Origin of the sequence: Bacillus basilensis (assembly GCF_050630465.1) — a bacterium.
Taxonomy (GTDB): domain Bacteria; phylum Bacillota; class Bacilli; order Bacillales; family Bacillaceae_G; genus Bacillus_A; species Bacillus_A basilensis.
On the sequence record NZ_JBNTQO010000038.1, the window covers coordinates 1 to 13,661 of the forward strand.

At 34.0% G+C, this 13,661-nt stretch carries 18 protein-coding genes; 5 read left to right on the forward strand and 13 right to left on the reverse strand.

The window, feature by feature from the left end; genetic code table 11:
- Nucleotides 1-174 precede the first annotated feature (174 nt).
- On the forward strand, nt 175-678 hold the full coding sequence (locus ACQVV1_RS29365; RefSeq protein WP_309259394.1) for a DinB family protein: 504 nt from the start codon (nt 175-177) through the stop codon (nt 676-678).
- 137 nt (nt 679-815) lie between these two features.
- A complete protein-coding gene (locus ACQVV1_RS29370; protein WP_070173823.1) occupies nt 816-1,148 on the forward strand; it encodes a YfjL-like protein in 333 nt (110 codons plus the stop codon).
- A 62-nt stretch (nt 1,149-1,210) separates the two neighbouring features.
- Here the strand turns inward: ACQVV1_RS29370 and ACQVV1_RS29375 are convergent, their stop codons facing one another.
- From ACQVV1_RS29375 to ACQVV1_RS29405, 7 genes are all read right to left on the reverse strand, one after another.
- Nucleotides 1,211-1,909, reverse strand: a complete 699-nt coding sequence (locus tag ACQVV1_RS29375; protein WP_000902927.1) for an ABC transporter permease — start codon at nt 1,907-1,909, stop codon at nt 1,211-1,213.
- Between the two features lie 26 nt (nt 1,910-1,935).
- Nucleotides 1,936-2,805: a DUF4097 family beta strand repeat-containing protein gene (locus tag ACQVV1_RS29380; protein ID WP_242252557.1), complete on the reverse strand. Its 870-nt coding sequence runs from the start codon at nt 2,803-2,805 to the stop codon at nt 1,936-1,938.
- Nucleotides 2,806-2,842: 37 nt separating this feature from the next.
- Nucleotides 2,843-3,547, reverse strand: coding sequence for an ABC transporter permease (locus tag ACQVV1_RS29385; RefSeq protein WP_242252555.1), 705 nt, complete (start codon nt 3,545-3,547; stop codon nt 2,843-2,845).
- A gap of 34 nt (nt 3,548-3,581) precedes the next feature.
- Nucleotides 3,582-3,743: a hypothetical protein gene (locus ACQVV1_RS29390; RefSeq protein WP_309259396.1), complete on the reverse strand. Its 162-nt coding sequence runs from the start codon at nt 3,741-3,743 to the stop codon at nt 3,582-3,584.
- Nucleotides 3,736-4,659: an ABC transporter ATP-binding protein gene (locus ACQVV1_RS29395; RefSeq protein ID WP_075396084.1), complete on the reverse strand. Its 924-nt coding sequence runs from the start codon at nt 4,657-4,659 to the stop codon at nt 3,736-3,738. Before ACQVV1_RS29395 ends, ACQVV1_RS29390 begins: the two co-directional genes overlap by 8 nt.
- Nucleotides 4,660-4,785: 126 nt before the next feature.
- Nucleotides 4,786-5,721, reverse strand: coding sequence for a HAMP domain-containing histidine kinase (locus tag ACQVV1_RS29400; RefSeq protein ID WP_052943419.1), 936 nt, complete (start codon nt 5,719-5,721; stop codon nt 4,786-4,788).
- A 1-nt stretch (nt 5,722) separates the two neighbouring features.
- Complete coding sequence (locus tag ACQVV1_RS29405) at nt 5,723-6,415, reverse strand: response regulator transcription factor (protein WP_242252553.1); 693 nt, start codon at nt 6,413-6,415, stop codon at nt 5,723-5,725.
- A 168-nt stretch (nt 6,416-6,583) separates the two neighbouring features.
- Here ACQVV1_RS29405 and ACQVV1_RS29410 point away from each other — a divergent pair, with 168 nt between their 5' ends.
- Nucleotides 6,584-6,757, forward strand: coding sequence for a hypothetical protein (locus ACQVV1_RS29410; protein WP_063224760.1), 174 nt, complete (start codon nt 6,584-6,586; stop codon nt 6,755-6,757).
- The gene (locus ACQVV1_RS29415) at nt 6,758-6,952 is read left to right on the forward strand and encodes a YwbE family protein (RefSeq protein WP_001014310.1); all 195 of its coding nucleotides are present in this window, start codon (nt 6,758-6,760) and stop codon (nt 6,950-6,952) included.
- 39 nt (nt 6,953-6,991) lie between these two features.
- On the opposite strand, the gene ACQVV1_RS29420 is transcribed toward ACQVV1_RS29415, so the two are convergent.
- Nucleotides 6,992-8,191, reverse strand: coding sequence for a class I SAM-dependent rRNA methyltransferase (locus ACQVV1_RS29420; protein WP_063224759.1), 1,200 nt, complete (start codon nt 8,189-8,191; stop codon nt 6,992-6,994).
- A 293-nt stretch (nt 8,192-8,484) separates the two neighbouring features.
- Here ACQVV1_RS29420 and isdG point away from each other — a divergent pair, with 293 nt between their 5' ends.
- On the forward strand, nt 8,485-8,808 hold the full coding sequence (gene isdG, locus ACQVV1_RS29425; protein ID WP_060632463.1) for a heme oxygenase: 324 nt from the start codon (nt 8,485-8,487) through the stop codon (nt 8,806-8,808).
- A 68-nt stretch (nt 8,809-8,876) separates the two neighbouring features.
- On the opposite strand, the gene srtB is transcribed toward isdG, so the two are convergent.
- The 5 genes from srtB to ACQVV1_RS29450 all read right to left on the reverse strand — a co-directional run.
- A complete protein-coding gene (gene srtB / locus ACQVV1_RS29430; RefSeq protein ID WP_016086041.1) occupies nt 8,877-9,641 on the reverse strand; it encodes a class B sortase in 765 nt (254 codons plus the stop codon).
- Between the two features lie 31 nt (nt 9,642-9,672).
- Nucleotides 9,673-10,443 (reverse strand): ABC transporter ATP-binding protein, encoded by a 771-nt coding sequence (locus ACQVV1_RS29435; RefSeq protein ID WP_431169909.1) that lies wholly within the window; start codon nt 10,441-10,443, stop codon nt 9,673-9,675.
- Complete coding sequence (locus tag ACQVV1_RS29440) at nt 10,433-11,416, reverse strand: FecCD family ABC transporter permease (RefSeq protein ID WP_431169911.1); 984 nt, start codon at nt 11,414-11,416, stop codon at nt 10,433-10,435. Before ACQVV1_RS29440 ends, ACQVV1_RS29435 begins: the two co-directional genes overlap by 11 nt.
- A 27-nt stretch (nt 11,417-11,443) precedes the next feature.
- Complete coding sequence (gene isdE / locus ACQVV1_RS29445; RefSeq protein ID WP_242252552.1) at nt 11,444-12,325, reverse strand: heme ABC transporter substrate-binding protein IsdE; 882 nt, start codon at nt 12,323-12,325, stop codon at nt 11,444-11,446.
- Between the two features lie 69 nt (nt 12,326-12,394).
- A partial coding sequence (locus tag ACQVV1_RS29450; RefSeq protein WP_431169912.1) for an NEAT domain-containing protein occupies nt 12,395-13,661 on the reverse strand: 1,267 nt, incomplete at its 5' end.

Genomic DNA, 13,661 nt, shown 5'->3' on the forward strand with positions numbered 1-13,661 from the left:
TGAGTCCATATAAATATAGAACTCAGGTTGCTTAGTTGCGCTTTTTAAATACTGTCTACTTGACAGGGGTCACTCCAGTTAGAAGCCTCTTTTTTATATTCGTTCTTATAGTTCAAAAGGAAACTATCTTTTTTTCACGAATGTAACTTATGAACATAACTAGGAGGGATAAATATGTACCAAACTATTGAAGGCTTCTTGCAATCATGGACATACGAGGCTGAGTCTACTCAAAAAATGCTCGATGCATTAACAGATGAGTCTTTATCACAAGAAATTGCACCTGGGCACTGGACGTTAGGCAGAGTTGCTTGGCATATCGTGACGGCAATTCCTGTTATGCTATCTGGCACAGGGCTTAAGTTTGACGGAGAAACGAAAGATTATCCCGTACCAACTTCTGCAACAACAATTGCAGATGGGTATCGTAAAGTGAATGCAGCTTTTGTTGAAGCTCTTCAAGGCGAATGGACGGATAAAGACTTAGCTACTATTAATGACTTCTTTGGTCGTCCTATGCCAAATTCTATATTTTTAATGACACTTATTAATCATCAAAATCACCATCGCGGACAAATGACGGTTTTAATGCGACAAGCCGGCTTAACAGTCCCTGGCGTATATGGCCCAGCAAAAGAAGAATGGGCTGTAGCTGGAATGGAAGCTCCTAAAATGTAACAACAAAAAAAGACAAGGGATTTACAAACCTTGTCTTTTTCTGTAACTTGTTTCATGTGAAACTATTTTTATTAAATGGTTGTTTTATGGAAAAGATAGGTTAAAATGAATACATATTATGAAGAGGAGTAACCAAATTGAATACAAAAAATAAAAAAATAGCTATGGGAACTATTTTACTAACTTCTATTATTGGAGTTATTAGTGTATCTCTTTATTTCACCTATTATGGTACCCCTTGGGGAAAACAAGCAGCAATTACTGAATCAAAAGAGTATATTACAAAATACTTTAATCTAGATGCGGAAGTCAAAAATACTTCTTACGATGCTAAAATGAATAGTTATGCCATCTCCTTTGAGACAAGTAGAGACGGAGAGTTTACTATCGAATATAAAAGTCCTAATAACTTTAATATTTCTCCAGGAGTGCAAGAGTATTTAAGCACACACTCTAAATTTACAGAGTAGTAACGAAGCATACATATACAAAAAAGAGTTGGTGTAACGCCAACTCTTTTTTCTTATTCTTGTCATACAGTTATATCTTCCTTCTCTATATTTTTAATTCCGTAATATGCAATCACAACTCCAATTGCTGCGAGTGCTAGTTGAAGGGGAAGAAAAGTTGCTGTAGAAAACGCTGGGTTGCCATTATTCATTGCAATTGTGACAACGATAAGAGATGAAACAATTGTAGTTGGCACGGAACGTTTACGCATTCCGAAATATAATGGAATTAAACTCATCCCCGCAGTTGCAATGGCTAAAGGAACTAGTTTTATTCCTTCTTGCATCAATTGATCTACTGTAAATGAATTAGGAAGAATTGAAAAATAGCTATCTATACCAAAGAAAATTCCTACTACTAAAATGTTAGATACAATAACTGTTATAAATGTTACTGTCGCTGTAATAGCCAACTTACTAGCCATCATCTTCTTTCGGTTAATGGGATAAGAAAACATGAGTAGTATTGTTTTATTTTTATATTCACCAATTATTAGCCTTGCGATTAATACACTACCAAAAACAATAAACGTTGCTCTTACTATTGTGCTAGCCATTAACAATATCGTCTCTGGATTCCTTATTTCTGCATCACCTTCTACTTGAGCGATGATGCTCACAAAGATCATTAATGCCAGTATAACAATATTTGCAATAATTGCTCTCTTCACGTACCAACCAAGCTTAAACTTTTTCAATTCTAGCTTCATTAAATGTAGCATGATAGTGTCCTCCTTCCTCCTAAGATTTAATCAATATAAATGACTCCTGTTTCACTTAAAATCTTCGCTTCATTTTTTGCATCACCAATCGTTCCTACTTTTATTTTTTCTGTATTTTTATCTTTCTTAAGTCCTTTTAAATCCACTATTACGTCAGCTGAATTACTTTTAGCCATAAGCTTCAATGATGCTGGGACACCTTTATACCGTACGCCAATATCTCCTGATTTTGTTTCTACAAATAATGATTTTCCTTCTGTCATATCTTTCAGTAATACTTCCCCAGATGTTGAAGTGATGTTCACATTTTCGTTTTTTACATTTTTCACATAATTATCGCCAGTAGTAGAAGTTATATTTACTTCTTGTAATGAACTATCTTTTAACATTAAATCTCCACTTTCGGATATGAACTCACCCTTCTCTGCCGATAGTCCTGTAATCATTCCATCTCCAGACTTGCCTTTTGTCACGATACTTTTTACTACTATATCGTTTATTTTCACATCACCCGATTTATTATTTACTACAATTTTGTCTATTGCTTTCCTCGGAATAGCTATACATATACTATTTTTCTTCCTAAACGTAAAACCATTAAAAAATTTGGTCACCTTTTGTTTTTGCTTAATCACAATTTTATTTTCGTCATTTTCTATTTTGACGGGATCTATCTTTTTATCTACTTGTTGACCTTGAGCGGAAATTACTATTTTATTAGCGTCTGTACTTTTAAATTCAATATTCCAGTTTTCATTGTCTACTTCTATTTCTTTTATATTATTGATTTCAAAAGACCTTTCTTGCTTAAAATCTTTCACCTGAAATACCTTAAAACCCAAAACCGCACTAGCAATTGTAATGACTAATATTGCAATTACTATTATTTTTTTCACCAGTCATACCCCAGTTCGTTTTTGTTTTAAGCTTGCTTCACGCCACATCAATCTTGTCGATTTTTCGATACGATAGATAACTAATGAAAATTCCTAATAAACAGAGCACGATTGGGATAGCTATAAAATCAAACATACTTACTTGACCATTTCCAGGACCAACGTTACCATTAATCAGCATACCAATTATTACTGCTGAAGTAATCGTTGTCGGTGTCGATTTCTTTCTCATTCCAAAAAATAAAGGAATTAAACTTATACCAGATATCATAAATGCACTTATAATAGTAGTTGGAACGGTAGCTATTATTTCCCCCATCGTAACAGGCGTTTCAAGTATTCCTATTATTGGATTCATACAGAATATGAGCAAACTAATAATAAATGTTGCGATTATCGTGCTCACAAAGCAAAAACTAAAAACAATTGCTAATTTCGCTCTCATTAGCATTTTCCTTTGCAGTGGGTACATAAATAGTAGCTGTATTGTTTTGTTCTTGTATTCATCAATCACTAAACGTGATAAAATAACCGATGCAAAAATAATAAATGTAATTCTAATAAAAATATTTGCTAAAGACATGTATTCCATATAGCTAGAGAACATCAACTCATCCTCTACTTTAGATGCCCATGCCATAAGACTTACCGCAGCAAAAATTGCTATAATACCAATCGCTGCTCCTTTAAAATAACTAGATAATTTATGTTTTTTCCATTCGAGTTTCATTAATTTAAACATATAAACCACGCCTCCATTCTTTATATACCTGTCTCTACACTGCTAACATTCTAACTCCAGCAGTAACTACGCTTAACATTCCTATCACTAGTAGAATTAACAACCATTTCCGCTCTGGTTTCCTATAATATAAAATTCCACTTATAAACATTACGATTAATCCACTTACCAGGTTCAGCCACAATTCATTAAGCATGAATGCCCTCTCCATCCATTACGTTTAAGAAATATTCCTCTAAGGAACTATGTTTCTTATTAATACTTTCAATTTCCACATCATTCATAATAAGTGCTTTTGAAATGGCTTGCTGAGACACTGCCGTATCATACACACGAATCATATTTCCGCTCATTATTTTATAATTTTTTATACCAAGTTTATCTTCTAAAATATAAGCTGCACGCTTCACATCAGGAACAGTAATTTCAATGTACTCTGTTTGTTTTCCGTTAATACTCTTCATTGAAACTTCTTTTATTAGTTTTCCATTTTGAATTACACCAATTGTATCCGCCATTAATTCCATCTCACCTAAAATATGACTAGAAACTAATAATGTAATGCCATATTCTTTGCAGAGCATTTTAAATAAGTCTCGTAACTCTTTAATACCAATTGGATCTAAACCGTTTATGGGTTCGTCTAAAATGAGCAATTCTGGCTTTGTCACGATTGCCCTTGCAATACCAAGTCGTTGTTTCATTCCCAATGAAAAATCTTTTACTTTTTTATTATCTATCCCTTGCAGTTTCACTAAATGTAATGCATGGTCAATTTCATTTTTATCGTAATAGCCCATATATTCACAATGTAATTCTAAGTTTTCTTTCGCCGTTAATTTATCATAAAAGATTGGATATTCAATAATTGTCCCCATTCTTTTTAATACTTCATACGATGTGTCTGTTAACTTCTCACCTAAAATTTCAATCTCACCGCTCGTCGGTTTTATTAAATTTGTAATCATTTTCATAATCGTTGTTTTACCAGCACCATTCGGTCCTAAGAAACCGTATATCTCTCCTTTTTTCACATGCATGTTAACGCTAGAAATAACTTCTTTCCCTTTAAACACTTTCGTTAACTGATTCGTTTTTAATATATAGGTCATGTCACTTTCCCCTTTCGCACTACTTTATATTTTTATAATAGACAACGGAAATCTCTTTTTTCTTACCCGTTTCTTACAAATTCCTTACGCTGAAAAAAAAGCTTGTAGAATCTACTTCTCTACAAGCTAAAACTGCATCTTTTTTAATGCAACTGTAAAAATTGTTTTTTCATACGGCTTACTAGAAAGATGAATTTTTCCATCCATCGCTTCCACCAGTCTTTTCGTAATCGTTAACCCTAAACCGCTTCCTTGGTACAATCTATTTCTCGAATCTTCAAGTGTGTACATACGCTCAAACACTTTATCAATATGAGATTCATCAATCCCTTTTCCTTTATCCCATACGTCTATATACACATTTGTTTCATCATCTCTTAACGTCATACCCAGTATCTTTCCATCGTCTCCATATGTAATTGCATTTGATATTAAATTGTTCAATACCCTACCTAATACTTCTACATTTCCAAGTGCATATATATTTCTTTCTGGTATATCAATATGAACATGAAAACCTTTCGACGTCACTAAATCATAAAAAGATAAAATCTTCTCACGACAAACTTCATTCATATTCACTTTTGTCATCTCGATTGCTTTGTCACCAGATTCTAATTTTGCTAAGTCAAAAAACTTATGAATTAGTTCCATTACTTCTAGTGTTTTCACATGCACCTTTTCAAGTAATATTTGTTGTTCTTCTTTATTCATTGTTTTATCCTTATTTAACATTTCTGTATATCCAAGAATAACTGTTAGCGGTGTTTTCAAGTCATGTGAAATATTTGAAAGCATTTTTCTCATCGAAATTTCTACTTTCGCATGATCTGCATTTGTTTTCTGTTTTGCATCTAATAATTGATTAATTGCCACTAATAATTTTTGCAATTCTCGATCATCTGTCATAACGAGTAACTTCTCGCCTGTTTGTACATTTACAATACTTTCTAACTTTTCATATGTGTATCGCAAATTTTTACTACTATTTTTTCTCATTTTATACTGTATGTAAATGACACATAACAATATAAAAATAATACCTATTAACAAATTGACCATATTACATCACTTCCAACTTATAACCGATACCCCATAACGTTTTAATGTATTCTGGATTAGATGGATCACTTTCGATTTTCTCACGCAATCTTCTCATATGAACATTAATAACGTTATCGTCACCATAATACTCTTCGTTCCAAACTAGCGTATATATTTGTGCTTTTGTAAATACACGATTTTGATTCTTTACAAACAGTTTTAGAATCTCAAATTCTTTTAAAGTAAGCTTGAGAGGCTTCCTATTTTTTTCCACAGTAAAATTAATTGGATCGATTGTTAAATCACCAATTTGAATCATCTTTTCTGTTGTTTCTGTAGCCGAATATTTCGTAGATCTCCGAATACCTGCTTTTACACGCGCCACCAATTCAATCATAGAAAATGGCTTACAAATGTAATCATCTGCTCCAAGTCCTAATCCAACAGCTTTATCAACATCTGTATCTTTTGCTGACATCATTAATATCGGAACGGCACTTTTTTCTCGAATGATGCGTACAACCTCTAAGCCATCTAGCTTTGGCATCATAATGTCGAGGATAATCAAATCAAATGAACCTTTTAAATATGTGTTCACGCCTTCTTCTCCATCAGATGCGATTGTAACTTGAAAGCCCTCTTTTATTAAATACTTTTCCACCATCTCTTGAATTGAGAGATCATCTTCAACTAATAAAATATGATGTGACATATGTCTATCCCCTTTTTACAAACGTTAACAATTCAATTGTATCGTAACTACTACAGACTTGAAACAAATATATGAATTTTCAAACCAACTTCCCTTCCTTCCTTAACAATGATATGATGAAATTCACTACGATTGTTCATAATTAACTTTATATAAAGGAGACTTATCATGTCAGAAAACAAAAAAGTAAGCTTAGCTGATTTAATGCGTGAACAACTTGCAAAGAAAAAGCAAGGAAATGGAAATAACTTAAATAATACGAACCAAAGCCAAGAAACAAAAAAATTGCAAAACCAACAAACGAAAAAAACAAACAACCAACGTAGACGTACAGGTGTATAAATGAACGGACAAAAACGTTCTAATATCGCACCCGGCCTTGAAGTTGATATTGTATTAAAACAAGATCAACGTACCGGCAAATTAACACGTGGAATTGTAAAAGATATTTTAACGAACTCTCCTTCTCATCCGCATGGCATTAAAGTGCGATTGCAGGACGGGCAAGTCGGTAGAGTACAAAATATCGTTCAATAAGAAAAGGAGCTCAAGTAAACTCGAGCTCCTTTTTCTTTATTACCCTTTAATTTTCTCGATGAAAACTACCTTTAAATAGTCTCCTTCTTTAAATTGATCGATTGTACGGAAATCTTCTGGTAAAGAATGTTCTTCTAATATTTTATATTTTCCATTCATTTCTTTAAATGCTGTATCGATAAAGCCTTTAAACTTTTTCATATCGAATGCGCTACAATTTGTAGAAGCAACGATAATTCCGTTATTTTCTGTAATGGCAATTGTTTCTTTTAATAAATTTTTATAATCTTTCGCTGCACTAAATGTATATTTTTTTGAACGCGCAAAGCTTGGAGGGTCAAGTACGACCATATCAAATTTCATCTTTTTCTTAGCTGCATATTTGAAGTAAAGAAATACATCTTCTACGATAATGTCTTGCGCTTCATAATCAACTTCATTTACACTAAACTGCTCAATCGTTTTACTTAAACTACGATTTGCAAGGTCGACACTCGTCGTTTTACTCGCTCCACCAAGGGCTGCAAATACAGAGAAAGCACCTGTATAAGAGAACATATTTAGCACTGTTCTTCCCTTCGCATACTTATCACGAATTTGTTTTCGAACGTTACGCTGATCTAAAAATACACCAACCATCGCTCCGTCGTTTAAATACACCGCAAAGTTCGCACCATTCTCTTTTACGATAAGTGGGAACTCCCCGCGCTCTCCTGCTACGAAATCATCACCTTCAATGTATTTCCCTTTCGTATCAAAACGCTTTTTCTCATAAATACCTTTAAAGTTTGCTACTTTCTGAAGAGCTGCTATGATTTCATCTCTGAAAGTATAGATTCCTTCACTATACCAGCTCACTACATAATAACCGTCATAATAATCGATGATTAAGCCTCCAAGACCATCACCTTCGCCATTTAAGACACGGAATGCTGTCGTATCATTTGATTTGTAAAATTGTTTTCGTTTATGTAAGGCAGATTTTATTTTACTTTCAAAGAAAGATTGATTAATTTGTTCACTCTCTTTTCTCGTTAAAATCCAGCCGTATCCTTTATTTTGTTTTCCATAATAACCTTTTCCGACAAAGTTGTTCTTCTCATCTACTACTTTGATGATTGTCCCTTCTTCACGGACATCATTTAGATTTTGAATTGCATCTTTTAAAATAAGCGGATATCCACTTTTAATTTCTTTTATAAATTTCGGTTTTATTTTTACAGTTACTTCTGATCGCATATAATAACTTCCTTTCCATTTGCATGCTTTCTCTATAGGAAGCATTTCAAAAACGAGACTGAAAAACAGCCTCGTTTCACTATACCATATTATTGCTTTGCTAGTACAACTCGCTCATTCTCTCGCTTAACCACCATATATTTACTACATTTTGAAATGGAAATCTTACTGTCCAAAACAATAAAAAAACTTATTTATTTTACATTTACCATTGACAATGATAATGATTTTCATTATCATTTAATGTATATGAGTTCTCGAAAACAAAGGCAATATTTATAGGAGGAATAAACATGATTATTGTTACAAATACAGCTAAAATTACAAAGGGAAATGGACATAAATTAATTGAGCGTTTTAATAAAGTAGGTCAAGTTGAAACGATGCCAGGCTTTTTAGGTCTAGAAGTTCTTTTAACGCAAAATACAGTTGATTATGATGAAGTAACAATTAGCACTCGCTGGAATGCAAAAGAAGATTTCCAAGGTTGGACGAAGAGCTCAGCATTTAAAGATGCTCACTCACATCAAGGCGGGATGCCAGATTATATTCTTGATAATAAAATCACTTACTACAATGTTGAAGTTGTACGTATGCCAATGGCTGCAGCACAGTAAACATATTTCTTTTTTAAAGTATAGAATACGAGAAGCGTTACCACTTCTCATATTCTATACTTTTTTATTTACTGTCTTTTTACTAGTTTCGCATGCACGACTAACCTTCCTGCTTCCGGATCGAGTGCATAGTCACACGTCGAAAGTGTTACGATTTGATCACTTGCTGTCAATTTTGTATCCGTTTTGTACAACGATTTTTCTTGAATTTTCTCCAAAAATGATGTGTATTCCGTATCACTGCTAAAATCCGTTTCAATGTAATAAAAATCAGTTGTTGTTGTATACACCGAGAACACTTCAAGATCATATCCTTCAAATAATGTATCGTAATATAATTTACGATGCGACATGAAGAACTCTTCATCTAACATTTTCTTTAAACTTCCAAACATAGAACCATCTTTCATACGATGACCATATAAAATAGTATTTCGATTTTGAGATTTCACATCATTACGATAGTCCATAAAGATGCTTCCTGCTCTCATATCTTCACCTTTATAATTACGAAATAAATAGTAATCATTGTCTTTCGCTTGAACGATTGGATAATTAATTTGTGTATCATCCATCGTAACCCATCCAACTATTTCTTGGTTAATTTGCTGCAGAGCCTTGAACTGTTTACGTACTTCCCCATCTTGTGATTGCTCTTCCATCGGACTTTTTTCATAAATGTTTTGTGCTTCGGCCATTACCTTACGATTTTCATAGTAATCCATGAAAATATCACCTAATTCATATACTGAATAGAAAAAGGTACCTAAAAAAACAACTGTAAGTATTCGTTGAAAAAAAGAATTCTTCTTCCGTTCTTTTTTACTACTCAAATTATCACCTCAAAACGGATTGTTCGCATATTTAAATACCCATTGGGACCATATACAACCCTGTATCTTCACCTTGCTTTACAACGACATCTACACCATATATCGTCTTTATCATACTTTCTGTCACAACATCATTTGGCTTACCTTTCGTAACAATTTCGCCGTCTTTCATAACAATGATATGATCACTATAGCGAATCGCCTGATTAATATCGTGTAATACCATAACAATCGTCAATCCATGTACTTCATTTAACTCTTTTACTAGCTCTAAGATTTCGAGTTGATAATAAATATCTAAATAGGTTGTCGGTTCATCTAAAAAGAGCATTGGTGTTTTCTGAGCTAACGTCATAGCAATCCAAACACGTTGTCTTTCTCCGCCAGATAACGCATGAATCTCTTTATCACGTTTACTTAGCAAATTCGTACATGCTAAAGCCCTTTCGATCGCTTCTCTATCTTCATTGGTTTGCGAGGAAAAAACATTTTTATGAGGCATACGACCAAAACTTGTTAATTTTTCTACCGTCATATCTGCCGGTGCTTCATTTTGTTGATGGACAACGGCTAACTTTCTAGCAAACTCTTTCGGTTTATATTGGCTAATCGCCTTCCCATCCAGTATTACCTCTCCGCTACGAGGATCGTGATTTCTTGACATCACGCCAAGTAATGTCGATTTCCCGCAACCGTTTGGGCCAATAATTGTTGTAATTTTACCAATCTCTATTTCACTACTAACCGACTTTAATCGATCCGTTACATTATCATACGAAAAGGTTACATTTTTAATTTCCATGAACTTTATCACTCTTTCTAAGTAAGAATATTAAGAATGGGCCACCAATAACTGCCATAATCGTCGCTGCTGGAATTTCGTTAGGTGGCACAATTAACCTTCCAATCGTATCCGCCGTCAGAATTAATAACGCTCCTGCAAGAGCAGAAAATGGAATTAATACTTTATGATCTGAACCGACTAGTTGTCTTGAAATGTGCGGAACGAGTAATCCTACGAAAGCAATAACACCTGCAATCGCTGTTGATACTACTGCTAAGAGTACTGCAATAGCAGAGATAATAAGACGAACTCTCGTCACGTGTAGACCTAAGTTTTTCGCAGTCTTATCTTGTAGCGATAATAAGTTACACCAAGCTCCTACAAACAGTGCAAGAATAAGACCAATTGTTCCATACGTAACCATTATTTCTACATCGCCCCACGTCTTCATCGTTATATTAGAAGTCGTCGTTTGCTTAATACTCTTAATGAAATATCCGCAAATCGTAATGAACGATTCATTTAATCCAGTGAACATCGCATTAATAGCTATACCAACTAAAATAATGCGAAGTGGACTTAACCCCGACTTCCACGAAAATGCATAAACGAGATAACATGCAAACGCACCACCTAAAAAGGCGAATATCGGTGTCCAGAAAAAGAATTGCGGGAATAACGTAATAATAACAAGTGTCATAAAACTTGCTCCTGAAGATATACCAATTACTCCAGCATCAGCGAGTGGATTTTTCATAACAGCTTGAAAAAGCACACCCGAAACAGCAAGAGCCGCCCCAGTGAACAGCGCAATAATAATACGCGGGAAACGTAAATCTTTAATGACTTCAACATCTTCATTGGCCCCTGTAAATATCCCTTGTACAAGGTCCACTATCCCTATTTCTAAACTCCCTTTCATTGCTGACAATGATGTCATAACAATAAGCAATACAGTAACAATGAAGAAACTCCAAGTTTTTTTATTCATTCCACTCTTCCTTTATATTAAAATGCATCATGGATACATCATTTTCTTCAATTCATCTAACGCTTCTGTTGCTTCTAAATTCCCTGTCGTTCCAAATAAACGCTCTTCTAAATCGTAAACACGATTATTTTTAACTGCAGCGAAGTGTTTCCAAATATCATTTGTTTTAAATTCTTTATCAAACATTTTTACAACTTCATCAGGCATACCATGCGCTGCTCGTAAAATAATGTCTGGATCTGCTTTTTTTAAATACTCTGTATTAGAAGCTAAATACTCTACTTGCTCACCTTGTACGATGTTTTTGCCACCTAATTGTTTCACTAAATCTCCAATATAAGAATGCTCTGTTGCTACTAAATAACTTCCCGGCACACCTAATAAAATAAGCACTGTCGGTTCTTTCTTTCCTTTTACTTCCTTTTGAATGCTAGCAACCTTTTTATCTAACTTAGTTACTACTGCTTCAGCCTGTTTTTCACGTCCATATTTCTTACCTAAATTACTAATGGAATTTTGCATGTTTTTTAAACTAGTTAAGTCTACAAAGTTCGCTTTCATACCTACACCATCAAAAACTGGCTTTAATTCATATTCAAGTGTTGTCACAGATAATACTTCTGACGGCTTTAATGATTTTACCTTTTCCATATCAGGACTCATCGGATTCCCGACTTCTGGTAAACCTTTATATCTCTTTGGTAAATCTTTCGTACTTGTTGGAACACCAACTAAATCTACTTCTAACGCGTCCATAATTTCAGTAACAGCGACTGTCGTTGCAACAATTCGCTCTTTACTATCACTCTTTACCTGCTTCGCTGTTTCTTTTTTTGGTGATGAGCACCCAGCTATACTTATTAACAGAATGATAGCCATTAGTACACTTGCGATTTTCTTCACTCTCAATCACCACTCCTTTCCAAACAATATGAAACAAGTCTTGATGCACGCGAACACGCATCAAGACTCCAAAAATTACAATCTACCAGCTCTATATTTACGAACTAATAAAGCAAGTGACCCTAGCAGTAGCACCATGTATAAACCAAGTTGTGCTGTATCTGCAGTTTTTGAATTTTTCTCTTTTTTCTCACCATTACCTGTAGCTTCGTTTTTCTTCTTACCATCTGCATTTCGGTTAAAATCAGGAGTACCTACTGTTTTTACATTATCTACTTTCGGTGTAGTCACTGGATTTTTCGGATCTTTTTTTGGATCCTCTTTAATCGTTCCTAATGCACCAATATTATTTGTATCAAATTGAATTTGGACATCGTAGAAATGATGGTAGTTCATTTCATTGATATCTACTTTTACTTTTGCATTTAATTTTGCAAACAAATCACTTACTTCAAAATGCACTACTCTCGTATTTGCATTTTTATCTTCGCTTACTACTTTCGCATCAGCAAAAAGACTGTTATTTTCTGTTTGGAATTTCGTAATCCATGCACTATTTTTCAACGTCATCTCAATGTACTTTTTACCACCTTTAACGATTAATTTTGCTGGATGTACAGTATAGTCATGCATCTTTGAAAGTTCATTTGTTTTATCTTTTAACACTTTAAATGGAATATCATATTGACCATCTATTAAATTTCTCGGATCAACTTTTACTTTCGGTGTATCATTTCCACCTTGATTATCGATTATGCCTTGGTTATTATTTCCACCTTTGCCGTTGTTTTCACCTTGAATATTACTTCCACCTTGATCATTGTTTCCACTTTGATCCTCATTACCGCCTTGATTGTTACCTAAAAACTTGATGCTACCTTCATCAAATACAAATTGAACATCGTAGAAATGGTGATAATTCATTGCATCAATATCTACTTTTACTTTTGCATTTAATTTTTTAGATAAATCATCTAATTCTAACTCTACTACTTTTGTATTTTGCTCTTTATTCTCACTTAACACTTTTGCGTTACCAAAAGAGCCATTCTTCTCAAACTCAAATTTTGTAATCCATGCACTATTCGTTAATGTAAACGATACATACTTCTTACCATCTTTTACTTTTAATACACCTGGGCTTTTTGTGTATGTGTTCATCATTGAGATTTCATCTGTTTGATCTTTTAAAACTTTAAAACCAATGCTGTATTCACCATCTTTAAGAGCTTTTGGATCAATGGTTGTGTTATTACCTTGGTTGCCGTTTCCGCCTTGGTTGTCGTTTCCGCCTTGGTTGTCGTTTCCGCCTTGGTTGTCGTTTCCGCCTTGGTTGTCGTTT

Coding starts and splice junctions, on each gene's coding strand:
- isdG (WP_060632463.1), top strand. CDS start 8,485: ATGATTATTGTTACAAATACAGCTAAAATTACAAAGGGAAATGGACAT.
- ACQVV1_RS29415 (WP_001014310.1), top strand. CDS start 6,758: ATGAACGGACAAAAACGTTCTAATATCGCACCCGGCCTTGAAGTTGAT.
- ACQVV1_RS29400 (WP_052943419.1), bottom strand. CDS start 5,721: ATGGTCAATTTGTTAATAGGTATTATTTTTATATTGTTATGTGTCATT.
- ACQVV1_RS29365 (WP_309259394.1), top strand. CDS start 175: ATGTACCAAACTATTGAAGGCTTCTTGCAATCATGGACATACGAGGCT.
- ACQVV1_RS29385 (WP_242252555.1), bottom strand. CDS start 3,547: ATGTTTAAATTAATGAAACTCGAATGGAAAAAACATAAATTATCTAGT.
- ACQVV1_RS29440 (WP_431169911.1), bottom strand. CDS start 11,416: ATGAATAAAAAAACTTGGAGTTTCTTCATTGTTACTGTATTGCTTATT.
- ACQVV1_RS29395 (WP_075396084.1), bottom strand. CDS start 4,659: ATGACCTATATATTAAAAACGAATCAGTTAACGAAAGTGTTTAAAGGG.
- ACQVV1_RS29375 (WP_000902927.1), bottom strand. CDS start 1,909: ATGCTACATTTAATGAAGCTAGAATTGAAAAAGTTTAAGCTTGGTTGG.
- ACQVV1_RS29405 (WP_242252553.1), bottom strand. CDS start 6,415: ATGTCACATCATATTTTATTAGTTGAAGATGATCTCTCAATTCAAGAG.
- ACQVV1_RS29420 (WP_063224759.1), bottom strand. CDS start 8,191: ATGCGATCAGAAGTAACTGTAAAAATAAAACCGAAATTTATAAAAGAA.
- ACQVV1_RS29435 (WP_431169909.1), bottom strand. CDS start 10,443: ATGGAAATTAAAAATGTAACCTTTTCGTATGATAATGTAACGGATCGA.
- ACQVV1_RS29390 (WP_309259396.1), bottom strand. CDS start 3,743: ATGCTTAATGAATTGTGGCTGAACCTGGTAAGTGGATTAATCGTAATG.
- ACQVV1_RS29410 (WP_063224760.1), top strand. CDS start 6,584: ATGTCAGAAAACAAAAAAGTAAGCTTAGCTGATTTAATGCGTGAACAA.